The 23904-nt window shown below is 43.4% G+C and carries 16 protein-coding genes, 1 tRNA gene and 1 pseudogene; 12 read left to right on the forward strand and 6 right to left on the reverse strand.

What is annotated here, in order from left to right:
- Nucleotides 1-16: 16 nt before the first annotated feature.
- Complete coding sequence (locus GDK41_RS11735) at nucleotides 17-2233, forward strand: TonB-dependent receptor (RefSeq protein WP_152086591.1); 2217 nt, start codon at nucleotides 17-19, stop codon at nucleotides 2231-2233.
- Nucleotides 2234-2434: 201 nt separating this feature from the next.
- Here GDK41_RS11735 and uvrB read toward each other — a convergent pair whose 3' ends face one another.
- Together uvrB and GDK41_RS11745 are read right to left on the reverse strand one after the other, a co-directional pair.
- The gene (gene uvrB / locus GDK41_RS11740) at nucleotides 2435-4444 is read right to left on the reverse strand and encodes an excinuclease ABC subunit UvrB (RefSeq protein WP_152086592.1); all 2010 of its coding nucleotides are present in this window, start codon (nucleotides 4442-4444) and stop codon (nucleotides 2435-2437) included.
- Entirely contained in the window at nucleotides 4444-5820 is a 1377-nt protein-coding gene (locus GDK41_RS11745; RefSeq protein WP_152086593.1) for an MATE family efflux transporter, read from the reverse strand. Before GDK41_RS11745 ends, uvrB begins: the two co-directional genes overlap by 1 nt.
- Nucleotides 5821-6847: 1027 nt before the next feature.
- On the opposite strand from GDK41_RS11745, the gene GDK41_RS11750 reads away from it, so the two are divergent.
- The 9 genes from GDK41_RS11750 (at nucleotide 6848) to nth (ending at nucleotide 15940) form a co-directional block, all read left to right on the forward strand.
- Nucleotides 6848-6924, forward strand: a tRNA-Asn gene (locus GDK41_RS11750).
- A gap of 123 nt (nucleotides 6925-7047) precedes the next feature.
- Complete coding sequence (locus tag GDK41_RS11755) at nucleotides 7048-8991, forward strand: EAL domain-containing protein (RefSeq protein ID WP_152086594.1); 1944 nt, start codon at nucleotides 7048-7050, stop codon at nucleotides 8989-8991.
- A 195-nt stretch (nucleotides 8992-9186) separates the two neighbouring features.
- Nucleotides 9187-9768 carry an electron transport complex subunit RsxA gene (rsxA, locus tag GDK41_RS11760; protein ID WP_070993143.1) on the forward strand — a complete coding sequence of 194 codons (582 nt, stop codon included), beginning with the start codon at nucleotides 9187-9189 and terminating at the stop codon, nucleotides 9766-9768.
- Between the two features lie 2 nt (nucleotides 9769-9770).
- Complete coding sequence (rsxB, locus tag GDK41_RS11765) at nucleotides 9771-10325, forward strand: electron transport complex subunit RsxB (protein WP_152086595.1); 555 nt, start codon at nucleotides 9771-9773, stop codon at nucleotides 10323-10325.
- 9 nt (nucleotides 10326-10334) lie between these two features.
- Nucleotides 10335-12905 (forward strand): electron transport complex subunit RsxC, encoded by a 2571-nt coding sequence (gene rsxC / locus GDK41_RS11770; protein ID WP_152086596.1) that lies wholly within the window; start codon nucleotides 10335-10337, stop codon nucleotides 12903-12905.
- The gene (rsxD, locus tag GDK41_RS11775; RefSeq protein WP_152086597.1) at nucleotides 12902-13960 is read left to right on the forward strand and encodes an electron transport complex subunit RsxD; all 1059 of its coding nucleotides are present in this window, start codon (nucleotides 12902-12904) and stop codon (nucleotides 13958-13960) included. The genes rsxC and rsxD overlap by 4 nt, the downstream gene beginning before the upstream one ends.
- Entirely contained in the window at nucleotides 13957-14592 is a 636-nt protein-coding gene (gene rsxG, locus GDK41_RS11780) for an electron transport complex subunit RsxG (protein ID WP_152086598.1), read from the forward strand. The genes rsxD and rsxG overlap by 4 nt, the downstream gene beginning before the upstream one ends.
- Nucleotides 14592-15290: an electron transport complex subunit E gene (locus tag GDK41_RS11785; protein WP_152086599.1), complete on the forward strand. Its 699-nt coding sequence runs from the start codon at nucleotides 14592-14594 to the stop codon at nucleotides 15288-15290. The genes rsxG and GDK41_RS11785 overlap by 1 nt, the downstream gene beginning before the upstream one ends.
- A gap of 17 nt (nucleotides 15291-15307) precedes the next feature.
- Nucleotides 15308-15940: an endonuclease III gene (gene nth, locus GDK41_RS11790; RefSeq protein WP_152086600.1), complete on the forward strand. Its 633-nt coding sequence runs from the start codon at nucleotides 15308-15310 to the stop codon at nucleotides 15938-15940.
- Nucleotides 15941-16265: 325 nt separating this feature from the next.
- Here nth and GDK41_RS11795 read toward each other — a convergent pair whose 3' ends face one another.
- The 3 genes and pseudogenes from GDK41_RS11795 to GDK41_RS11805 form a co-directional block, all read right to left on the reverse strand.
- Nucleotides 16266-16673 (reverse strand): S41 family peptidase, encoded by a 408-nt coding sequence (locus GDK41_RS11795; RefSeq protein WP_172971604.1) that lies wholly within the window; start codon nucleotides 16671-16673, stop codon nucleotides 16266-16268.
- Between the two features lie 171 nt (nucleotides 16674-16844).
- Nucleotides 16845-18332: pseudogene (locus tag GDK41_RS20465) on the reverse strand (methyl-accepting chemotaxis protein); the annotation flags it as partial.
- 426 nt (nucleotides 18333-18758) lie between these two features.
- Complete coding sequence (locus GDK41_RS11805) at nucleotides 18759-19274, reverse strand: hypothetical protein (RefSeq protein ID WP_152086603.1); 516 nt, start codon at nucleotides 19272-19274, stop codon at nucleotides 18759-18761.
- A 165-nt stretch (nucleotides 19275-19439) separates the two neighbouring features.
- Between GDK41_RS11805 and GDK41_RS11810 the strand changes: the two genes are divergently transcribed.
- Nucleotides 19440-20486, forward strand: a complete 1047-nt coding sequence (locus tag GDK41_RS11810; RefSeq protein ID WP_152086604.1) for a helix-turn-helix domain-containing protein — start codon at nucleotides 19440-19442, stop codon at nucleotides 20484-20486.
- 428 nt (nucleotides 20487-20914) lie between these two features.
- Here the strand turns inward: GDK41_RS11810 and GDK41_RS11815 are convergent, their stop codons facing one another.
- On the reverse strand, nucleotides 20915-21811 hold the full coding sequence (locus tag GDK41_RS11815) for a DUF2306 domain-containing protein (RefSeq protein WP_232056455.1): 897 nt from the start codon (nucleotides 21809-21811) through the stop codon (nucleotides 20915-20917).
- 342 nt (nucleotides 21812-22153) lie between these two features.
- Here GDK41_RS11815 and GDK41_RS11820 point away from each other — a divergent pair, with 342 nt between their 5' ends.
- Complete coding sequence (locus GDK41_RS11820; RefSeq protein ID WP_152086605.1) at nucleotides 22154-23749, forward strand: L-lactate permease; 1596 nt, start codon at nucleotides 22154-22156, stop codon at nucleotides 23747-23749.
- Nucleotides 23750-23904: the final 155 nt, after the last annotated feature.

A 23904-nucleotide genomic window follows, 5' to 3' on the forward strand; every position in this document is an offset into this window, starting at 1 on the left:
TTTCTGAGGAACAAGTATGAGCATCACTGTACGCAACTTATCCCCTATTGCTGGCGCATTAGCAATAGCATTGACTGGCTTATCTTCTGCATCGGCTATGGCAGAAGAAGCACAAGCCGAAAAGTCAAAAATTGAAGCAATCACAGTAACAGCAACTAAGCGTTCGCAAGTTATTTATGAAGTTCCGATTGCTATGAGTGCTTTCTCTGGTGATGACCTTGACTCACAAGGCATTTCAGATATCACTGATGTGGGCAAATTTGTTCCAAACCTAAATATCACAGGCTTCTCAGCAGGCCACAACTCTTCTGCAAACCCGTTTATTCGTGGTATTGGCCTGCAAGATCACCTGATCACCACAGACCCTGGTGTGAGTGTATACGTTGATGGTGTTTACCTTGGTCGCCAAGTTGGTCAAAACTGGAATCTTGCAAACATCGAACGTATCGAAGTTTTGCGTGGCCCTCAAGGTACACTGTACGGCCGTAACTCAATTGGTGGTGCAATTAACATCATCACCAAACAGCCAGATCAAGATGCAGTGACTAAAGTAAGTGCTGAAGTAGGTACTCGTGGCCGTCTTAAAGGCAGCATTTTCACTAACCAAGCTGTAACTGAAGACCTCGCATTTAACTTTAACATGGGCTTTAACCGCCGTGGCGGTCTAGGTGAGTTTGTTAATCTACCTAATGCTGAATACGATGTGGGTGAGAACCAAGAATTCCATGGCCGTGTTTCAATTAAGTACAATGCGAGCGAAGACTTACGCCTAGTGCTCACCGCTGATGCGAATGACGGCGAAGGTGGTACACGCCCTTACACCACATTGATTGACGAGCTCCCAAATGGTCGCTTATACCAAAATGGTCTGCGCAACTCAGACACCACGATTGACCCTTACGACAATGCGACTAGTACAGCTGAAACAGCAACCGTATCTAACAATGCAAATGGCGTATCTTTAACCGCTGAATATGATATCAACGCTGATTTCGGCACTAAGTTCATCTTCTCAAAGCGCTCATCTGAATATAAAGCGGGTCTTGATGATGACAGCACTGCTTTTGCACTTGATCACTACCCTGAGCGCGGTACTGCTGACCAAACTTCTGTTGAATTACAGTTAACTGGATATCTAGGTCGTACTGACTTTGTAACGGGTGTTTACTGGTTTAACGAAGAAGGCTCAAACCGCCAAGACGCATCAGAAGCAAGCTTCAACGGTGGCCCAACAAAACTTGAGCTTGACCAAGAAACAACGAGTCGCGCTGTATTCGTAAACATCGGTTACGACGCAACTGATGACCTACGTATTTCTGGCGGTGTGCGTTACACTGAAGATGAAAAATCAGCGTCAACCAACGTATTCGACCCTGTAGGCACCATTTACTCAAGCCGTGATTGGGATGAGATCTCTTGGGAGCTGGCTGCAAACTATACGTTTGAGAGTGGTTTAAACTGGTACGGTACTGTACAAACGGGTTACCAATCAGGTCAGTACCCTGCTCGCCCTTACTTCTTAATTGGTCAATTCTTCGGCGCCGGCGGTTTTGACAACCCAGAGGCGGCTGCAATTGTACGTGCTAATAATGCCTTTATGGCCAGCGACAACATCAGTGCGATTAACTACGAAACGGGCTTTAAAGGTCAGTTAACAGATGATTTCAGCATGAGTGTTGCGTTTTTCAACACTGAATACGATGACTTACCATATCAAGTAAACGTAGTAACAGACGCAGGTTTTGATACCAACAACCTGATTGTTGAGCAAACCTCACGTGGTGTTGAATTTGAAAGTACTTACTATGTAACTGACCGCTTTACGCTACATTCAAGCTTTGGCTTTATGGATGTAGATGTAGAGGAGCAAAACGGGGTTAAGCCAGTTGCGCCATTAACGCCTGAGTGGACTGCATCAATCAGCCCATCTTATGAGTTTGAACTAAGCAGTGGTGCGACAGTAAACGCACGCATGGATGTTTCATACCGTGATGACATGTATGGTGAGCCAAGCTCAGATCCTCGTCGTATGACGCAAATTGACTCACGTACCACAACCAACTTTGATATCACCTATTCACCAATGAATGCCAACTGGGATATCTCATTGTACGGTCGTAACATCTTTGATGAGCGCTATGACGATGCTCGCTTGAATACCGGCGACTACATTCTAGTGATCAAGAGCAATGATGCTAGCGAGTTTGGTGTACGCTACAAAGCGACGTTCTAAATAAGAACAATACCTGCAGCCAGCCTACAGCTGGCTGCTTCTTCATCGCCGCCCCCAAAAGCACTAACACCACCAAAGAGTCAAAATCTGATTGCAAAAATATGTGAAGACTTATTCCAAGCTAAATAAAGTATATACTCACAAAGCTATTGCTTTAAAGTTTTGGGCAAATCAGTAGCCCCTATAGCCTATAAAAAATACTCACAAACCCAATAACTGCTGTTGTAGCTCATGAATTTGGTCACGTACTTTCGCTGCCTGCTCGAACTCCAACTCACGAGCGTGTTGCATCATCTTCGTTTCAAGTTCACTAATTTGCGCTGCCAGTTGTTTAGGATCAGAGTTAGCCACTGCCACTTTTGGCTTTCTATGTAGTTTAGCTTTGGCAATATCAGCCTGTGACACTTCCTCACCGGTATCCATCACATCGGTGATCTTCTTGATTAAGGCTTGCGGCTCAATGCCGTGCTTTTCGTTATAGGCCTGTTGAATTGCGCGGCGGCGCTCAGTTTCATCGATGGCTTTGCGCATCGACTTAGTAATCACATCACCATATAAAATGGCTCTACCATTGAGGTGTCGAGCCGCGCGACCAATCGTTTGAATGAGTGAGCGTGCTGAACGTAAAAAGCCTTCTTTATCGGCATCTAAAATCGCTACCAAAGACACTTCTGGCATATCCAAACCTTCACGAAGTAAGTTAATGCCCACTAGCACATCAAATACACCTTTACGTAAGTCTCGAATAATTTCCATACGCTCGACCGTATCAATGTCAGAGTGTAAATATCGCACTTTTACATCGTGATCATTCAAATAGTCGGTTAAATCTTCCGCCATGCGTTTGGTCAGCGTTGTGACCAATACTCGCTCTTTTTGCTCTACACGTAAATAAATTTCAGAGAGCAAATCATCTACCTGCGTAGCGACAGGGCGCACTTCTAATTGTGGGTCAAGTAATCCAGTTGGACGAATAACCTGCTCCGCTACATCACCATTGGACTTGTTTAACTCAAAATCACCAGGTGTTGCCGATACATAGATAGTTTGTGGTGCGATTGCTTCAAATTCGTCAAACTTTAATGGCCGATTATCCATTGCTGAGGGTAACCTAAAACCATACTCAACTAGGTTTTCTTTACGGCTCCTATCACCTTTATACATAGCCCCTATTTGTGAGACAGTAACGTGTGATTCATCGATGATCATCAAGGCATCATCGGGTAAGTAATCTAATAAGGTTGGTGGTGGCTCGCCCGGTGCCCGGCCAGATAAATAACGACTGTAGTTTTCAATCCCTGAGCAATAACCCAGCTCGGTCATCATTTCTATATCATACTGGGTACGTTGAGCAACACGTTGCTCTTCAACCAGTTTGTTATTTTCAAGTAACTGCGCTCTGCGCTCTTTAAGCTCAACCTTAATTCTATCAATGGCATCGAGGATCTTCTCTCGTGGCGTAACGTAGTGAGTTTTAGGATAGATAGTGGCTCTTATTAAGTGCTTTTCCACCGCGCCTGTAAGCGGATCAAACATACTTATACGTTCAATTTCATCATCAAACATTTCCACACGAATGGCATACGAGTCAGATTCTGCCGGGAAGATATCTATCACTTCACCACGCACGCGATAGGTGCCACGGCTAAAGTCCATATCATTGCGGGTATACTGTAGTTCAGCCAAACGACGCAACATGTCTCTTTGGTCAACGGTATTGCCCACCTTAAGCAATAACATCATCTTCATGTAAGAATCTGGATCGCCAAGGCCATAAATAGCAGAGACCGAGGCAACAATAATGGTATCGCGTCTTTCAAGTAATGCTTTAGTTGCTGACAAGCGCATTTGTTCTATATGTTCGTTAATTGACGCGTCTTTCTCAATAAATGTATCACTTGCGACCACATAAGCTTCAGGCTGGTAGTAGTCGTAGTACGAGACAAAATACTCAACAGCATTATCAGGAAAAAACTCTTTCATTTCCCCGTACAACTGCGCCGCCAAGGTTTTATTATGCGCCATGATAATCGTGGGACGATTCAAGTTACTGATGATGTTGGCCATGGTAAAAGTTTTACCCGTACCCGTTGCACCTAATAAAGTCTGGTGCGCAAGGCCGGCTTCTAAGCCTTCGCACAACTGGGCAATTGCCGTAGGTTGATCGCCACTGGGGGAGAACTGTGATACCAGTTTAAATTCATCACTCATTATGCAAACTCCCTATCAGATGCATCTTGCATTCTTGCTACACTTTGATTGAACCAAGAGTATGCTACACACGCTGTGACTAAGTTGCCAACAGCCGCACCAATAAACAGCCCCTTAAGATCACCTAATAAAGAACCAATATAAGCAAACGGGACATAAAATATAAATAACCTTATTACACTCAACGCGAGCGCGTTCATAGGCTTGTGTAATGCATTGAAAGACGAATTAGACAATATGATAATACCTTGTAGCCCATAGCTAAGCGGCATGATATAGATGAATAGCTCTATCACTCTGACAACTTCAGGTTCATTACCAAATGTTCGGCTTATCAAACCTGAAAATAACAGTAAAACAAGGTAGATAAAAAATTGCCATATCATTACAAATTTTAATGACTTTTTGTAAGCTTGCTGAACTCTATCATAGCGCCCTGCCCCATAATTTTGACTTATAAAAGGCGGCAAAGTCATTGATAGTGCCAACACAACTAAACTGGCTATCGATTCGATACGGCTGCCCACTCCAAATGCGGCAACGGCTTCTGGTCCATAACTTGCCACGATTGCTGTCATCACAGCCATCGCCATAGGGGTTAACATGTTGGCTCCTGCCGCAGGAAAGCCAATTTTCAGGATTTTTCGACTTGCACTGATCACCCCTTGTTGACCACCGTGCAAACTAAGTAAGCGTTTTTTTACAGCTAACAGATACATTATAATGGCCACAGCCACGGACCAGGCAATGACACTAGCAATTGCTGCCCCTTTAATTCCCATCGCAGGCACAGGGCCTAGCCCAAATATAAGTAATGGATCAAGCGCGGCATTAATTAAACCCGCAAACCCCATAATAAAGCTTGGCGTTTTGGTATCACCACTGGCACGCAATACAGAATTGCCGATCATCGGTGTAATTAGGAACACACTGCCTAAAAACCAAATAGATATGTAGTCGTATATATATGGCATAACCTGGTGATTAGCGCCGAGTAGCTTAAAGATTGGCTCAATTAAAACAAAGCCCAATGCAGATAAAGAAAACACAAACACGGCGGAAATAAGTAAAGCAATAGTCGCGTCAAATTTTGCTTCATCAATTTTATTCGCCCCCAACGCTTTGGCTATAACTGCGGAGGTACCAATACCTAAACCAATCGCTAAACTAATAACGGTGAATGTCACTGGAAAAGTAAAACTCACTGCTGCAAGTTGCTCTGTACCGAGCATACTGATAAAAAATGTATCGACGATATTGAACATCATCAGCGTGATCATGCCGAAGATCATGGGAATGGTCATTCTTTTTAGAGTAGCTGGGATATCCGCGCTTAAGATATCATTGCCTTTATTTGGATTTTGCACAGACGACATATAAGGTGTGTTCTCCTATTATAAGCAGGGCATTTTAGATCATCCCCGCTCTTAAACCCAGTCAATTCATGTTAGATTTTGCAGTCACTTCATTAAATTTAATAAAACCAAGATCAAGTTAGTTTGCTTTGAATAGACCGAGCTACTGCTTAAAAAAGCACAAAAAGCCCGTAAATGACAAATTAGTTACACATTTAACAACCAAGCGTATTTTTTTTGCACAACAAAAGTGCGTTTTGGTCATAAAAAGTTCACTTCTATCAAAATCTGCGCCAATTATATGCTAGATAATTAAAGGTATGATTTTATTAATAAAAAATAATTTAAGAAAATATATTGAAATGCTCGCAGGGCTCTATTTTCATAGCTTTGACACACTTCTTAAATATTAATAAACAATGTTATCCACAGATTCCGTGGATAAGTCGATAAATGCCAATAGAATAAGGCCCTAGCGAGCGATCATTTGCAAGCTGCGGATTCTTACAGTGTGATCATAGGGATAATAACGACCCTAAATTAGTGAAAAACTTGTCTCAAACTTTAAGCTGATGACGTCCCCAAAATTAACACTCTTATTCTGATAATTAGCATAAACTTACAATTCATTGTTTTTTAATAACTTTTGATTCCGGGAAGATAATCTATGCAAAATAAGTTCGTAGAGTGGACTCAAAAACCGCCCGCCTTGGCATATCGTGGACAAATTTCACGCTGCAATCACTGATCATTATTTAATGCATGAGGACAGAGAATTATGATCAAAAAGAAAAGTTCATAAAACACGCTATTTGATTAATAATCCACTCAAAGGGCTAATAATCACACGTTTTAGTCAAAAGTTGAGCATTGGGAAAGATCACCCACTCATTCCCCCCAGCCATCAGCTACAGATTTTTTGCGATAAATTTCAGCAAATCGGATATAAAAGCAGCGAATAAGACAGTTTTTTAATTTTATGTCATTTTATTGGTTGACACCTTGCTATGGGGTCATTAATATTTCGCCCCGTTGAGAGACACACGCTTCCCCCTTAGCTCAGTTGGTTAGAGCGACGGACTGTTAATCCGCAGGTCCCCCGTTCGAGTCGGGGAGGGGGAGCCAATATTACATTTCGATAGACAATTCAAGACTTTTGAACTACCCTACAACTGCTTAAATACAAACAAAATAATTTGATTTAAGACAACTTTTTCCCATTGATAGATTAATAATAATGGCTAAATAATGGCTAGTTTTAAAAAGCTCGTACTATTACAATTTTTTTCGTGGTTAGTGTTTTCTCTGCTAGGTGTGCTCTTCTTCGCATCGAGCTTTGATGCTGCCGTAAGTAAAGCCCAGCAAAGCGCTCAGTCGATGGTTACACAGTATATCCAAGACAAAAGCATGGCTGAGGTAACGCCACAACATATCCAAACAGCCCTTGCAGATGGTAAGGTCTTTTCAACTTTTATTGTGCGCGACTTTAATGGCGAAACCATTTTAAATATCAATCAGCCAAGTGACCTACCATTTATTAGTAGCATCATAGAATCTAATATTAATGCCGTTCGGCCTCAGTTTGCTGTTAATAAAAACAAAGATATAAAAATCGAGTTTGTGATCAATGCCCAAAGCCAAGGTCAAATGCTGCAGCAAGCCATGCTATTAACTTTTGCAGTCACCGCCCTACTCGCTTTTATTCCTATCTTTTATATGCGTACAATTTATCGTCGTCTGATACGCAACGTCAGCACCACCGTAGCTGATGCGGTCGATGTTTATATCACTCGCAATCAAAATTCAGCTAACATCGACAGTGAGTTTGATACCGAGGAGATGCAGTCGCTTGGTGCCGATTTAACCCCCTCGTTCAAACGTCTTGCGCACTTTTTAAAGAGCAAAGAACATGACATTAAGAGCGCAGCGCAAAGCATAAAGCAAGAAGCCTATAAAGATGTGATCACAGGGCTTGGAAACCGCAACATGTTTGTTGAGTTTTACGAGCACAATATTGAAGCCGCAGATAAAAAAACATTTGGCAGCTTAGCAATGATCCGCTGCAGTGAACTTCAGATCATCAACCAAACACGTGGTTATCAAAAAGGCGATGAATATATCAAGTCTGTCTCTGAGATCATCAAGCACGTAAGTGGCACTTATACCGGCAGCCAATCATTTCGTTTAAACAGTTCTGACTTTGCGGTTATCTTACCAAATGTGCCCTCTAAAGAAGCCGAACACTTTGGCGAAACGCTGCAAGCGCGATTTACCCAATTTCAGCAAAACCAAGAGTTAAGCTCTGTGGCAAACACTGGCATTGTGCCTTATGAAACAGGCAAACCTTTAGGTGAGCTTTTGTCGGTTGTCGACAACGCCATGAGTATGGCCCAAAGTAAGCAAGCTAATGCATGGCACATGCAACGTGAATCTGATCTAGTAAACAATGTTGGCGCAGGCTTTGGTAATCAAAACTGGCGTAAAGTGATCAGTGAAGTGATCAGCTCTAAGCGCGTGGCCCTAATGATGCAAAACATTATGCCTGTTGGTAAAAACACCAAAGCATATGCGGAAATTCAAGCGCGCTTTAAAACCGAAGAAGATCAAATGCTGCCAACAGCATCTTTTTTGGCGATGGCTGAAAAACTAGAGATGGCCATCGACATAGATCGCTTGATCATTGATACCTCGCTTGAGCTTATCAAAACACGGAATTTCACCGAAAAATATTTTGGCATTAACGTTACTGCATCAAGCGCACACAGCGATCAGTTTGTGATCTGGCTAGAGCGTCGCTTGTTAAAAGACGCGAATATAGCCTCTAAATTGATTTTTGAAGTCAGTGAGTTTGGCTTGCAACAAAACATCAAAGCCAGTAAACGCTTTATTGATATGGTGCATCGCGTTGGCGCTCGCATCACGGTAGAGCGCTTTGGCGTAGGGTTAACCTCATTTAAATTCTTCAGAGATTTAAAACCTGATTTTATCAAAATGGATGCAAGCTACACCCGAGGCTTAGAAGAAGATAAAAACAATCAATATTTTATGCGCCTTATGGTAGACCTCGCGCACCGTATTGGCGTCAATGTTTTTGCAGAAGGTGTTGAAACACAAGAAGAAAAACACATAGTCGAAACGCTCTGCTTAGATGGTGTACAAGGTTACTACATAGAAAAGCCTAAAGAGATATAACCGCTAACCAATCAACACAAATAAGGCCATATTCACTGGCCTTATTTGTTGTAGCGCCAAAGTGTCAACAATATATGGCACTCTGCGCGGTTAAGTAATTTATAATCGTCGATTTTTATTATGATCTTCGCCAACAAAATTGGTAAAATCTGCGCCATCTGAACCACACCTCAGTTTTTCACAAAAGGGGCTGTAATGACTGAATATATCATGTTGCTTATCGGTACTGTGCTGGTAAACAACTTTGTGCTAGTGCAATTTTTGGGACTATGCCCATTTATGGGGGTATCCGGCAAGTTAGACACGGCTGTGGGTATGTCGTTGGCAACCACCTTTGTTTTAACTCTTGCTTCGGTAACTAGCTATTTAGTCAATCAATATATTTTACTGCCGCTTGAGCTAACCTTTCTAAGAACCATGAGCTTTATTCTTGTAATTGCTGTGGTTGTTCAATTTACTGAAATGGTTGTACGTAAAACCAGCCCAACCTTATATCGCTTACTGGGGATCTTCTTGCCGCTGATCACCACCAACTGTGCCGTGCTTGGCGTGGCGTTATTAAACATCAAAAAAGACCATACCTTCATTGGCTCAGCGGTTTATGGTTTTGGTGCTGCGGTTGGCTTTTCTTTAGTGCTCGTGCTATTTGCCGCAATGCGCGAGCGTTTAGCTGCAGCCGATGTGCCAACGCCTTTTAAAGGTGCATCGATAGCAATGATCACAGCAGGTTTAATGTCTCTAGCCTTTATGGGCTTTTCAGGATTAGTGAAATTATAACCATGACTTTGTTTTATGCCTTAATTGCGCTTGGCTCATTAGCGCTTATATTTGGCCTTATTTTAGGCTACGCCGCGGTAAAATATCGTGTTGAAAGCAATCCGATTGTTGATCAAGTCGATGCGATTTTGCCACAAACTCAATGTGGCCAGTGTGGCTATCCTGGTTGTCGCCCCTACGCCGAAGCCATTGCAAACGGCGATGAAATTAACAAGTGCCCTCCAGGAGGTGAAGCAACCGTTAAAAAGCTTGCTGATCTGATGGGTGTAGAGGCTAAGCCATTGGCTGGCGGAGAAGAAGCGGAGCCAGTCAAAACAGTTGCATACATTCGTGAAGACGAATGTATAGGCTGCACTAAGTGTATTCAAGCGTGCCCTGTCGATGCCATTGTTGGTGCAACTCGACAAATGCACACCGTAATTGATGACGAATGTACCGGATGTGATTTGTGCGTAGAGCCCTGCCCTGTTGACTGTATTGACATGTTACCTGTTGAACAAACCAAGCAGACTTGGAAATGGCAGCTCGATGCCATCGCCGTAAAGCAAATAGATTAAGAGGTTTAAGTGGACTCGTTAGTTGAACAAATTGAACGTGGCACCCTGTGGCAGTTTCCAGGCGGCGTGCACCCACCTGAACAAAAGTCGTTGTCAAACCAGCACCCGATTGTACGACTTCCTCTGCCAGACAAAATTGTGTTGCCGCTTAAACAGCACATTGGTGCGAATGGCCAGCTGCTAGTCAGTAAAGGTGATAAAGTACTAAAAGGTCAAGCACTAACCAAGCCAAGTGCCAATTGGTCATTGCCAGTGCACGCACCGACCTCGGGAGAAGTGGTTGATATTACTCATGCTCCGTCAGCCCACCCCTCTGCGCTGCCTGAGTTAAGTATCATCATCGCACCCGATGGTGATGATAAATGGTGTGAACTGTATCCGATTGCTGACTTATCAAGTCTAACTCATGCGCAACTTATTGATGCTCTACATAATGCAGGCATAGCAGGTATGGGAGGCGCTGGCTTTCCAACCTATATCAAGGCTGATAGTCACCAGCCTATTGAGTACTTGATCGTTAATGGTGTGGAGTGTGAGCCTTATATCACCGCTGACGATCTGTTAATGCAAGAGCACGCTAAAGAAATAGTGCAAGGCATTGAAGTTATGCAGCAGCTACTAAAACCACAATATGTGTTAGTCGGTATTGAAGACAACAAACCGCAAGCTATTAGCGCCATGAAGCAAGCTTGCGAGCATAATGATGCAATTTTAGTACGTGTAATTCCAACTAAGTATCCGTCAGGTGGTGAAAAACAGCTTATCCGCGTACTGACCTCAAAAGAAGTGCCTAGCGGCGGCATACCTGCAGATATCGGTGTGCTTGTGCAAAATGTGGGCACTTTATTTGCCGTAAGCGAGGCTATCTACAAAGGCAAGCCTCTTATTGAAAGAGTTGTAACAGTAACAGGTAATACAATTCGCAAAGCACAAAATGTATGGGCATTAATTGGCACTGAAATTAAGCATTTGCTAGATTGCCAAGGTTTTACACCAGTATCTGAACAGCGCGTTGTAATGGGGGGACCCATGATGGGCTTTACCCTACCCACCGTGCGCATTCCGGTAGTCAAAACCACCAACTGTATTTTAGCGCCTGATAATCAAGAACTGGCGCAACCTAGCGACGAGAAAGCCTGCATTCGCTGCAGTGCTTGTGCCGATGCGTGCCCACAAACTTTGCTACCACAACAATTGCAATGGTTCGCTAAGGCAAAAGAGTTCGATAAGCTTGAACAGTACAACCTATTTGATTGTATAGAATGCGGCGCTTGCTCTTATGTTTGCCCGAGTGAAATCCCACTCGTGCAATATTACCGTGTTGCAAAAGCGGAGATCCGCGAGCAAAAACTCGATCAAATTAAAGCTGAACGAGCTAAAGAGCGCTTTGAAGCGCGTAAAGAGCGTTTAGAGCGAGAGCAGCAAGAAAGACAAAACCGACATAAACGTTCAGCAACAAAAGCGGCCAAACCTGATGCAGAGAAAGCTAAAGTGGCTGATGCCCTTGCTCGCGTAAAGCAAAAGCAAAAGCAAGGCGACAAGTCTGCCGTACAAGCTGCAATTGAACGTGCAAAAGCTAAAAAAGCCGCAGATGGGTCTATTGAGCCAGACAATAGCGAAGTTGCATTAGAGCGTGCTAAACGCAAAGAGCAGGCACGCTTATATAAAGAACAAAAACAAGATACTCAAGCTACAGAGCAGCCAGTAGACAGTAAAAAAGATGCTGTAGCTGCAGCTATTGCTCGTGCCAAAGCCAAAAAAGCGGCGCAACAAGCTGAGCAATTAACGCCTGATGAGCAGCCAAATACAGAAGAAGCCAAAGCAGATCCACGTAAAGCTGCCGTGGCTGCTGCCATTGCCCGTGCTAAAGCCAAAAAGGCGGCTCAGCAAGTTGAAGAAACACCACAGGACGCAGCGTCTGAACCCGAGCAAGCTAAAGCAAGCGAGGAAGACCCACGTAAAGCCGCCGTCGCTGCGGCCATTGCCCGTGCTAAAGCCAAAAAAGCCGCAAAGCAAACTGAAGAAACACCACAACACGCGGCTTCTGAACCCGAGCAAGCTAAAGCGAGCGAGGAAGACCCTCGCAAAGCCGCCGTCGCTGCGGCCATTGCCCGTGCTAAAGCCAAAAAGGCAGCTAAGCAAACTGAAGAAACACCACAAGACGTGGCTTCTGAACCCGAGCAAGCTAAAGCAAGCGAGGAAGACCCACGCAAAGCCGCCGTCGCTGCGGCCATTGCCCGTGCTAAAGCCAAAAAAGCCGCGAAGCAAGTTGAAGAAACGCCACAACACGCGGCTTCTGAACCCGAGCAAGCTAAAGCAAAACAGGAAGACCCACGCAAAGCCGCCGTCGCTGCGGCCATTGCCCGTGCTAAAGCCAAAAAGGCAGCTAAGCAGGCCGAAGAAAACACCTCAGATGCTGATTCTCAATCAGTCGAGCGGCAACAATCACCTGATGACAAAACAGGCGACAATCCCCCGCAAACACCTGAACAAAAACGTCAGGCTGCCATAAAAGCAGCCGTCGCTAAAGCAAAAGCTAAAAAGCAAGCTAAAGAACAAGAAGGAAATGACCCGTCATGAAGCTAACCATGGCCTCATCGCCCCATAATCACAGCCATAAAAATGTCAGCAAGTTGATGCTGAGTGTCGCAGCCGCTTGTATTCCAGGCATTGCTGCTCAATGTTACTTTTTTGGTTTCGGCGTAATCGTTCAGCTTTTTATCGCACTATTAACAGCCAGTATGAGTGAAGCACTCATGCTTAAGCTACGTGGGCGCTCAGTGTGGCCAAGCCTAAGTGATGGCAGTGCTTGGTTAACCGCCGTTTTGCTTGCGATTAGTATTCCACCATTAGCACCGTGGTGGGTTGTAGTGGTTGGTACTATTTTTGCTATCGCCATGGTAAAACAGCTCTATGGAGGTTTGGGTTTTAACCTATTCAACCCAGCTATGGCGGCTTATGTACTGCTGTTAATCTCATTCCCAGTGCAAATGACCAGCTGGAATGCGCCAAGTGAGTTACTGTCGCAACAAATCAGCATCGCCGACACACTATCACTGATTTTCTTAGAGCAAACAGGCACAGAGCAAAGCCTCATTAGCGCAATGAAGGGAGTGGACGGCACCACCATGGCAACCCCATTAGATGCAGTAAAAACTGCAGTATCGCAAAACTTTACGGTATCCGAAGCAATGGCTGCTCCACAGTTTGGAGAATATGCGGGTATTGGCTGGATGTGGATTAACATCGCCTTTTTAGCGGGTGGATTATTCCTTTTAAAAACCAAGGTGATCAATTGGCATATTCCTGTTGCGATGCTTGGCGCTTTGGCCTTGTGTGCCGCCATCGGCTTTATTATCGCACCTGGCACACACGCTGGGAGTATCTTTCACTTACTTAGCGGTGCCACTATGTTGGGGGCGTTTTTTATTGCCACCGATCCAGTATCGGCTTCTACCACTAATCAAGGTAGATTAATTTACGGCGCTTGTATCGGTGTATTGGTGTACGTTATCCGCAACTATGGAGGCTACCCTGATGCGGTAGCATTCGCTGTATTAATCATGAATATGGCTGTGCCCTTGATTGATCACTATACCCAACCTAGAACCTACGGACATGGAGCAGCAAAATGATAGCGCAATCTATGTATCGCAATGGTGCTATTTTAACGGCTTTCGCTTTAGCAACGACAGGCTCAGTTGCACTGGTTCAATCAATGACCGCAGAGCGCATTGCATTGCAAGAGAAACAACACTTAATGCAATTACTCGCTCAGGTACTCGATACTGATGAACATGATAACCTACTGTATTTAGACTGTACCACCAGCAACGCTCCAGAGCTTGGCCCCGGTGGCCCGCACCTTATTTACCGTGCAACCAAAGCGGGCGAGCCTTCTGCCTTGCTGGTCCGCCACATTACGCCAAAAGGCTACAGTGGCAACATTGACATATTAACGGCGGTTAAAGCAGATGGCAGCATTGCTGGTGTGCGGGTAACACGCCACGAAGAGACTCCCGGTCTTGGCGATAAGGTAGAACTAGCGAAATCAGATTGGATCACCACATTTAATGGTATGACAATTTCAGATAGCAATGCCAAGCAATTTGCAGTCAAAAAAGATGGAGGCCAAATTGACCAGTTTACAGGCGCTACAATCACGCCACGCGCTGTCGTTAACTCTGTAAAACAAGCCGCTATGTATACTCAGCAAAACTTTAATACCTTATTTGCAGGTGAAAATATCTGTGATGGAGCGTCATAATGAGTCAATTTAAAACCTTATTCAAAGACGGCATGTGGGCAAATAACCCCGCCCTTGTACAGCTTTTGGGACTATGTCCGCTGCTTGCTGTAACCAGCACTATTACTAATGCAATGGGGTTAGGACTTGCCACATTGTTGGTATTAGTTGGTTCAAACGTGACCGTTTCATTGGTTCGCAATTGGGTACCTAAAGATATTCGTATTCCGGTGTTTGTAATGATCATCGCCGCATTTGTTACAATTATACAACTGCTCATGAATGCCTATACGTTCGGTTTATATCAATCACTCGGTATTTTCATTCCGCTTATCGTTACCAACTGTGCCATTATCGGCCGTGCTGAAGCCTTTGCCTCAAAAAATAACGCACTACTAAGTGCCTGGGACGGCGTCATGATGGGCCTTGGTTTTGCTATGGTACTCATTGTATTAGGCACCATGCGCGAGCTAATCGGTCAAGGCACTTTGTTTGATGGTGCAGACTTACTACTAGGTCCATGGGCTGCAAGCCTACGCCTTGAGATATTTGAATTTGATAGCCAGTTTCTGGTTGCAATCTTACCACCAGGTGCGTTTTTAGGCATGGGGCTACTGATCGCCGCTAAAAACGTGATTGATGCGCAAATAAAGGCCAAAGCGGCACCAAGTAATGAACCACAAAAAGCACCACGTGCCCGTGTTACCAGCTTAACCTAGAATAAAAAGAAACAGTTATGAACAAACAAAAACGTATTGAAATACTCACCCGCCTGCGCGATGACAACCCGCATCCAGAAACTGAACTTGAGTACTCGTCGCCGTTTGAGTTGTTAGTAGCGGTCACTTTATCTGCGCAGGCAACCGATGTGGGCGTAAACAAAGCCACTCGCAAATTGTTTCCGGTTGCCAACACCCCGCAGGGTATTTTAGATCTGGGCCTTGAGGGGTTGCGAGACTACATCAAAACCATTGGTTTATTTAATTCAAAAGCCAATAACGTATATAAGATGTGTCAGATCTTAGTTGAAAAACACAACAGTGAAGTACCCGAAAACCGCGAAGCCCTTGAAGCCCTACCTGGTGTGGGCCGTAAAACCGCCAACGTGGTATTAAACACCGCCTTTGGCTGGCCCACCATCGCCGTAGACACGCATATCTTCCGCGTTTCTAACCGCACCAAGTTCGCAATGGGTAAAGATGTGGTTGAAGTAGAAAAAAAGCTCGAAAAAGTAGTACCCAAAGAGTTTAAAGTAGACGTTCACCATTGGCTTATTCTACACGGGCGTTATGTTTGCACCGCTCGTAAACCTAAATGCGGCTCGTGTATGATTGAAGACTTGTGCGAGTTCAAAGAAAAAACAGACTAGATAAAAATCATTGTGAGTATCAAGAGACCGTCAGCGTAGCTCGATATCAAATTAAATTTGCGATCAATGTGAGCGGAACATCGCTATGTTTAAAAGTGTGTAATACCAATTGCATTAAATTGGTGATCAGATATTGCGACAGATAAATGGCTTAGTAACAAGGCAAATATTTCGCTATGTAGTTATTCTACATGAGAAATATTTAACGCAGTTAATGAGTTATTTAGCTCGCTAGAATGATCAATGTATTAATAAAATTGGTATAAATAGTCGGCATATCAATTAAGTGATTTAGGGCTGAATACCGACTGTACCGACAGGTTTATCAATTTAGACTGCAATCGCTAATCATGGACAACGCGACATCCATCGCATCATTCGCAGGAACGCAAATGTGCGGTTTCACGCCATTACCTTCAATACGACCAGAATTGACAGAGTAATAATCTGCGATAGGCAAAAAGATCTGCAAACCACCTGTTACATCATACATTTTTTGTGACAGCATCTCGCCCGCTGTGGTTTCACCTATTAAGGTTACATGAGGTGCAGCTAAGAGTGCGTCGGCCGCTAGTTCACCCGCACTGGCAGTGTTTTTACTTATCAACACGTACACTTTGCCATCAAAATAAGGGGCAGCAGGTTGAAACTGAATTCTGGTTATCTTGTTATTTTGAGAGTCATGCCAAAACGTTTTAATCGACCACCCTTCCCAAGCTTCACGCCTTTTCACTTCGTCATGTTTTGTCTTATAACTGCTTTTTGTCTTTGTCCATTTTAACACTAAAAGACGATCAGCTATTTGTGACAAAATCAGACACTAAGAAGCCAGGAAGTTTGACAAGCCATTCACATGCTCTTGAGTCTCCTGGATCAGCCCACCAATCTGACTCGCTGCATCTGTAGACGTTGAGGCTAATGCTCGCACCTCATCAGCCACAACGGCAAAACCACGCCCAGCTTCACCTGCTCTAGCTGCTTCTATTGCCGCATTTAACGCAAGTAGGTTGGTCTGTTCCGAAACCGAATTTATGGTTTTCACAATGCCTTGGATACGATCTAAAACTTGACTCATCGCTGTGTGAGTATTTTCGATTACGGAGTTTCTATCTGTAATATTGTCGCCAAACGCAATAAATTTGTGCACTTCTCCATTTAAGTTAACGATTGGTGTAACAATACAGTCGAGTAAAATAGCTTTATCATCTTTATTCAACTGCAAGTTCATAGTCAGGTTTATCGACTGCCCACTTTTTAGTTTATGCTTGTCTTCATCTGATGTGTGCCTAAACAAGTTACCTATCATATTACTGGCGGTAGATGATGACTGTTGCTTTAACTGATTTAAGCAAAACTCATTCGCTTCTTTTAATTCCCCTTCGAATTCAAACTCCATCACCACAGAGTTCTTATCAACCGCATCTCTTTGAGTAAGCTGTTCAATAACTTGACGCTTAATATCGCGTATATCAGAGCTTACTCCCACAAAGCCTGTGTGCGTGCCATTTTTATCAAACGTAGGATTTACTGACAACACTATCCAGTATGGGTTACCTTGCTTGTCAAAGTTTAAGATCTCTTCATAAAACGGCTGTTTTCTTTTTAGATTTGCAGAGATCCGAGCAACGGTATCTTTGTCTGTCTGCTCTCGTTGCAGCATGCTACCAGGGCGTTTACCCATAACTTCAGACGCGTCATAGCCTGTCAGTGTCTCAAAGCCTCGGTTAACATACAAAATTTCCCCCTTGGCATTCGTAACAATGACTGAGCAAGTCGTGTTTTCTACGACCCGTTTCATCAACTCAATATTCTGAGCTGCGCCTTCGTTTTGCTCTATTTCTATAAATTTATATAATCGCGCACTTCCAATGTGGGGGAGTTGATAACAAACCACTTCAAATGTTTTATCATTCAATGTTATATTTTGAGTGCGTGCAACATTAGCCAATAACGCTTTTACATCAAGGCCATCAATGAACGGCTCAAACGTGGTAGAGCATTTTAAGACAGAACCATGTTCCCCTATTAAACAGTAGGCACCATTATCGGCCGCTAAAAACTCGTCGAGGAATTCATCAACCCCCACCAGTAATTTATCTAGTTCAAATTGCAAAAACCACAATTGGTTTTTTTCACTGTTGATTTTAGATACCGTTGCTTTGTAAACACTTCCATCAACCACAGTTTCTTGGTGTCCCTCAGTTAATTGTACGGCGGGTAGAATGCTGCTCAAAGTCATCCCTTCTTGCACTTGCGAGGAAGGTAAAAATTGCTGTGCCGATTTGCTAGCAGCAAGGATGTTGGCATTATGATCAACCAATAATGCGTGTCCACTGAGGCTGTTAACAAATTGAATGTTTGCCTCTCGGACGATATTTTTTTTGAAGAACATGAAACCCACCAGAGATACTTGGAAAATTACGAATTATTTTAATAACACTATATCACTTACGAAAAAGAACCAAATTTAGTTCACAGCCTTACTAATGATAATTCTGCTCTGCTGCCTGCTATTCCAAGCAACGCTATACCTATCTGATATGCAAACCTATTATTGACTCCTTTGCTTCTTTACCTATCTCGCAACTCTTCTTAGGTATTTGCAACGCAAAGGTGGGGGGGGGTTATCAAGCAAATCATGCGATTCTGATTTGACCAAATCTTTCTTTATTTTATGCTACCACTCATTAAAGTACCTTTAGACGGTCTTTGAGTACTACCACGGGTGCAAGTTCTTGTTGCTAGAAAGCGGTAATGAAGGTGCACATGCGTCATAACCAAAACATCACCGCTTTTATCGCTTCAATTCATATTGTACTTATTCTGTATTGTCGCTCTTTTGCTTTTTGCGTCTCCAAGGCTCAATTGGCTGAGCAAAGTATCGCCACCATACATACTTCCATGGGATCACAATCATTATTAAGCATATACCAATGATTGATCCTTTTACGCTGACAATACCAGGGATCTCCTCACCTGACAGCCAAGGCGGTAATGCAACCACAAATAACCACACCGCCTTCCACACAATTTCATAAATCATAATCGGTAAAAACGCCAATGGACGAAAAAGCCCCCCAATCGCAAATACAGCAAGCGCGAATAACATCGAATGACCCAGCCCCCGCCAGTTTCCCCACTCTGAAGCGCCCTCAAGAATGTAATTAAACTGGTTTGAGCCAAGCACTACCACCATTCCAGCAAAGAACACGCGAAGCCCCCACGTTTTCCAAAGTGGTACTGGTGGTGCCCCCTTTGCTATTGAGCCACACTCACTGTTATTATTTTCACTTACGTTAATACCTTCATTATTGGTGTCAGATTTACTTTTCATAGCCATACCTCATTTTCTAAATTTCGCCTTCATACTGCCACTCTTAAAGGCTTGTGGAGTGTCGAATTTGAAATTCGATGCATGAAAAAGACAGTAAGTCAGAAGATCCTCGAAAAAAAACGGGATTAATGTAAAATCATGGATACAAACATTGGGGAGTAGAAGTTGGAACTGCTAAAAGTCGCGCAATTAACCATTGTTTTACTAAGTATGGTTTTGGCCATTACGCATTATCGCCTTCGAGAAAAGCATGTTTTACATCTCGCTTTCGCTGTTTTTTGTGCTTCATCGTCCATGCATATTGCGAGTAAATTCGCCAGCGACTACTGGACTCCCTATCACCACTTAATCGGTATGCTGGGTTTCGCTACCTGCAGTGGGTACTGGCTATTTGCTCGTGCATTTTTCCGCAAAGCAAACCCCATCAATCAGCATCACCTCTTGCTTGTAGGTATCTTGGGGGCATGCCTGATACTACAACATGTCTTACGCTTTTTTGAAAAGATGTGGCTGGCAAATACGGATTGGCTGCCAATGCTAACAACTGTTTTATCCGAGGCCATTACAATATTGTCGTCAGGTATGCTCATTCTCGCGTTTTGGGAAGGTTACCGTGTCTTGCCAAATGCAACTGCTACACAACGTAAAATATCCACAATTTACCTCTGCTCGCTCATTACTGGCATTGTCAGTGTTATGTTAATTGCCGCTGCATTACCAAGTAATGTATTAGCTGGAGCAGGACGAGACTGGCTCGTGGTTTTTGCATACCTACTAATATTAGCTAGCACACAAGGCTTGATCCTATTTCGTCAAAAGCAGATTAACCAAAAAGAAAATAGCACCGATCTATCCGCTCAAGATGAGAGCTTACTTGCTAATCAAATTCATGTGCTATTGGTCGATGAGAAGCGCTTTTTGGAATCAAATTTGCGTGTTGCCGATATTGCTCGCGAACTAAACGTTCCTGAATATCGTATCCGCGCTATTATGCTCAATCATTTCAATGCCAAAAACTTTAATCACTATGTGAACCAGATGCGTGTTGAATACGCAAAAACAATATTGAGCGCGCCAGATAAGCAAGACTGGCCTGTACTTGTTGTTGGAATTGAAAGTGGCTTTGCTTCTGCCGCCCCTTTTACACGCGCGTTTAAAGAGTTTACAGGTTGTACACCCGGACAGTATCGCAAACAAAAGCTGGCACTTTAGTTCATTAAACCAAGAGTGCTAGCAAGCAAAGTAATCTCCATATACTTAAACGTGAGTGAGCACACAGCGTTTTTGCAACTTCGCTATGAGCGCTAGATAATACCAATTTTATTAATACATTGATCATTCTATCGAGCTAAATAACTCATTAACTGCGTTAAATATTTCTCATGTAGAATAATTTATCTGCCGCAATATCTGATCACCAATTTAATGCAATTGGTATAACAGCCTTATTCGAAATGCTTAAAAACACCCAGCATAAAAATAAAAGTTTAAAAATTAATAACTTAACTAAAACCACAAAAACTGGTTTGCTACTTTTTTAGCTAACCTCATAGTTTAGGGCACTGTTACTCCTACTTGTTGCAGAAATGAAAGTGCCCTCAACCCATTGAACTAAAATATGCCACAACATACCCAGCGGACTAAAATACAATTGGGTCCCCACTCATTACCTGCAATAAAAATGGCGTGAAGCCAAATATCCCAGCCGACATAAGCACAGTAAGCACAAGCATTACCAGCGCAGTCATCATTTTTACATCAATGCGCTTGCTCTTAGCACCATAAAAATATAGTTGCGACGCCGCTAATGGTAAAAGAAAGCAACCAAACGTCCAGATAGGAAAAAACAGATCTCCAAAAGCTGGGTTACCACCCACGGTAGTGCCAGTGATAAAGTAACTAAACACACCGACTCTAAGGAACCACTGCGCATTAGAGACTAAAAATAGACGGATAGCCCATTTACGATGACTCGCTATGTTTTTGTTTATAGCAGTTTTAACCGTCATGTAGGCAAAACCTAGAATAAGAAATCCGTTAATACTCGTGCCTATCTCAGAGATAAGATCTGGGCTCGCGCCTCTTATCCAGGATAAGTAAAAGCCTGACATCGCTAAGAAAAATACCGTTGCTAAGTAAACATACCCATTGATTTTATGAAACTTCGGTGCCAGCGCTCGCACTTTTGGTATGAGTTGTAAAGCGCCGCCAAAGGCGACAATACCAGCACCAATTACATGAACAAAAAAGAGCACGTTGCCTGCTGTATCGCCTTCTTTGTGTGGCGTACTACCAAACACTTCCCAGCGATTCCAAATTTCCATGTTGTCGTTAATGACCGAAAATCCGTAAAACTTGATAATGTAATAAAAGAAAAACCACTGACCGGCCATTACAGCTAAAAACCAAAATATTGCCGAATACTTTATCACCTTGTCAGCCAAATTTACTTTTACCTTTTTGCTCGGTTGTGCTCCGTTAGCCCCATTTAGCTTTTTTTCGTTTGCCATCGAAAAGTTGTGTGATGTTGACCCCATAATATGTTCCTTTAACGCTATTAAATTTTCATCAAATTTATAGCAAGGAGCTATTTAGATCGTCCGAATGGGCATATTCGTACTAATCAAGCAAATAGCTGGGTGTTTTTTAGACAAAAACCACTTTTTATCCGCTATTGACACTGCCGTAACTATTTTTTGTAAACTGAAGAGAATGCACTTTTGGTGTCATAGTTTCACTGCTATGGTGCGCTACTTACTAAATCCTATGCACAAAACTACCTTAAAAGTACTTAACTTTTTAGATTGCTTTGACGATATTCATTCATCCACTCGCATGTTAAGCTGAACAAAAATAGGTCATGGATTCCTTATTAACTTATGACGCTCCTACAATTTCTCACCGCACTAGTGCCTATTCTCAGCGTTTTTGTGTTGTTGGTTTTGTTCAGACTGCCAGCTAAACAGGCCATGCCTTTAAGTCTAATTTTATGTGCATTAACCACATACATTTTTTGGCAAGTACCCGGGCTACAAATAGTCGCAGCTTCGTTTGAAGGGCTCGTCATCGCATGTACCATTTTGTGGATTGTCTTTGGGGCTATCTTGTTACTCAAAGTCTTACAACAAACTGGCGCAACGACCACGATTAAACAAGGTTTTACTCAGGTCAGCCCAGATAAACGAGTACAACTGATTATCGTCGCTTGGTTATTTGGCAGTTTTTTAGAGGGCGCAGCAGGCTTTGGAACCCCCGCTGCAATCGCAGCCCCATTGCTTGTCGCATTGGGCTTCTCGCCTTTAAGTGCGGTAGTTTTAGCACTCATTGCCGACTCAAGCGCTGTTTCGTTCGGTGCTGTTGGCACCCCGGTTATTGTGGGCATTGGGCAAGGTGCGGTAGGAATGAGCTATCAACAGATCTCAGCCATTGCATTAACAGCTATTGGGATTGATATATTCGTTGCCGCTTTTTTACCACTGATCATGGTTTTAATTTATTGTCGCTTTTTTAATGACCATTCAAGCTGGCGTGAGGGCTTTGTTATGGCCCCATTTGCTATTTTTAGCGCACTGGCTTTTACCATTCCAGCATATTGTGTTGCCTGGTTATTTGGCCCAGAGTTTCCTTCTGTGCTTGGCGCTATGGTTGGGTTGGTTATTGTCTGTCCGCTCGCTCAAAAAGGCTTTTTGCTTCCTAAGTCAACTCAAACACTCTGTACTGCTTCGCTCGATATATCGCCACAAAACGCAACAGCACCAGAGCTAAGTTTGTTCACGGCGTGGATGCCCTATGTGATAGTAGCGTTGCTGTTAGTGCTGACTCGACTCCCCTCTTTACCCTTCAAATCAGCATTGCAGAGCGTAAATATCGAGTGGAATCAAATTCTTGGCTCCCCTATTTCAACAAACATCATGCCTTTATATCTGCCGGGCAGCGTGTTTGTGATCACCGCTTTGCTGGCCATTTGGCTACAACGTGGCACATTCACTCAATTACGCACAGCATTCACGCAAAGCACGAAAATGCTACTGCCTTCAGTCATAGCACTGTGTACAGCCGTGCCTATGGTGCGCATTTTTTTGCGCTCTGATATAAATGGATCTGGGCTCAGCGCCATGCCCATGGCATTGGCTGAAATCACCGCGCACCATTTAGGTCATATTTGGGTTTTTATCGCCCCACTTGTTGGCTCGTTAGGAGCATTTATTGCGGGCTCAGCGACGTTCTCAAATTTAATGTTTTCAAGCTTTCAGCAAGCCATTGCCAGCGGCGCAGGGCTTGATGTTCATCTTGTTTTGGCGCTGCAAATGCTAGGCGCAAATGCTGGTAACATGATAGCGGTGGTAAACGTCGTTGCGGCTGCAAGTGTTGTAGGACTAAGCGGCAAAGAAGGAGAGGTGATCCGCTACACACTATTACCTATGCTTTATTACTGTATGTTTGCAAGCCTTGTTGCATGGCTTGTCTACGTGTAGCTAAAGGCGATGCTTTTTCGCTGTAGATTGGATAAGCAAAGCAGCGCTATATAACGTGACAGTACATTGCCGAGAAAATTTTCGAAGTATTCATTTCACAAATCTTAGTGGTTTGTTTACCCTATTGAAAATTTTCAAATTTTAATGCGAACATC

Source organism: Pseudoalteromonas sp. A25, from assembly GCF_009176705.1.
Lineage (GTDB): Bacteria > Pseudomonadota > Gammaproteobacteria > Enterobacterales > Alteromonadaceae > Pseudoalteromonas.

Coding starts and splice junctions, on each gene's coding strand:
- GDK41_RS11785 (WP_152086599.1), top strand. CDS start 14,592: ATGAGTCAATTTAAAACCTTATTCAAAGACGGCATGTGGGCAAATAAC.
- rsxG (WP_152086598.1), top strand. CDS start 13,957: ATGATAGCGCAATCTATGTATCGCAATGGTGCTATTTTAACGGCTTTC.
- rsxD (WP_152086597.1), top strand. CDS start 12,902: ATGAAGCTAACCATGGCCTCATCGCCCCATAATCACAGCCATAAAAAT.
- GDK41_RS11735 (WP_152086591.1), top strand. CDS start 17: ATGAGCATCACTGTACGCAACTTATCCCCTATTGCTGGCGCATTAGCA.
- GDK41_RS11805 (WP_152086603.1), bottom strand. CDS start 19,274: ATGAAAAGTAAATCTGACACCAATAATGAAGGTATTAACGTAAGTGAA.
- GDK41_RS11815 (WP_232056455.1), bottom strand. CDS start 21,811: ATGGGGTCAACATCACACAACTTTTCGATGGCAAACGAAAAAAAGCTA.
- GDK41_RS11820 (WP_152086605.1), top strand. CDS start 22,154: ATGACGCTCCTACAATTTCTCACCGCACTAGTGCCTATTCTCAGCGTT.
- uvrB (WP_152086592.1), bottom strand. CDS start 4,444: ATGAGTGATGAATTTAAACTGGTATCACAGTTCTCCCCCAGTGGCGAT.
- rsxB (WP_152086595.1), top strand. CDS start 9,771: ATGACTTTGTTTTATGCCTTAATTGCGCTTGGCTCATTAGCGCTTATA.
- rsxA (WP_070993143.1), top strand. CDS start 9,187: ATGACTGAATATATCATGTTGCTTATCGGTACTGTGCTGGTAAACAAC.
- GDK41_RS11745 (WP_152086593.1), bottom strand. CDS start 5,820: ATGTCGTCTGTGCAAAATCCAAATAAAGGCAATGATATCTTAAGCGCG.
- nth (WP_152086600.1), top strand. CDS start 15,308: ATGAACAAACAAAAACGTATTGAAATACTCACCCGCCTGCGCGATGAC.
- GDK41_RS11755 (WP_152086594.1), top strand. CDS start 7,048: ATGGCTAGTTTTAAAAAGCTCGTACTATTACAATTTTTTTCGTGGTTA.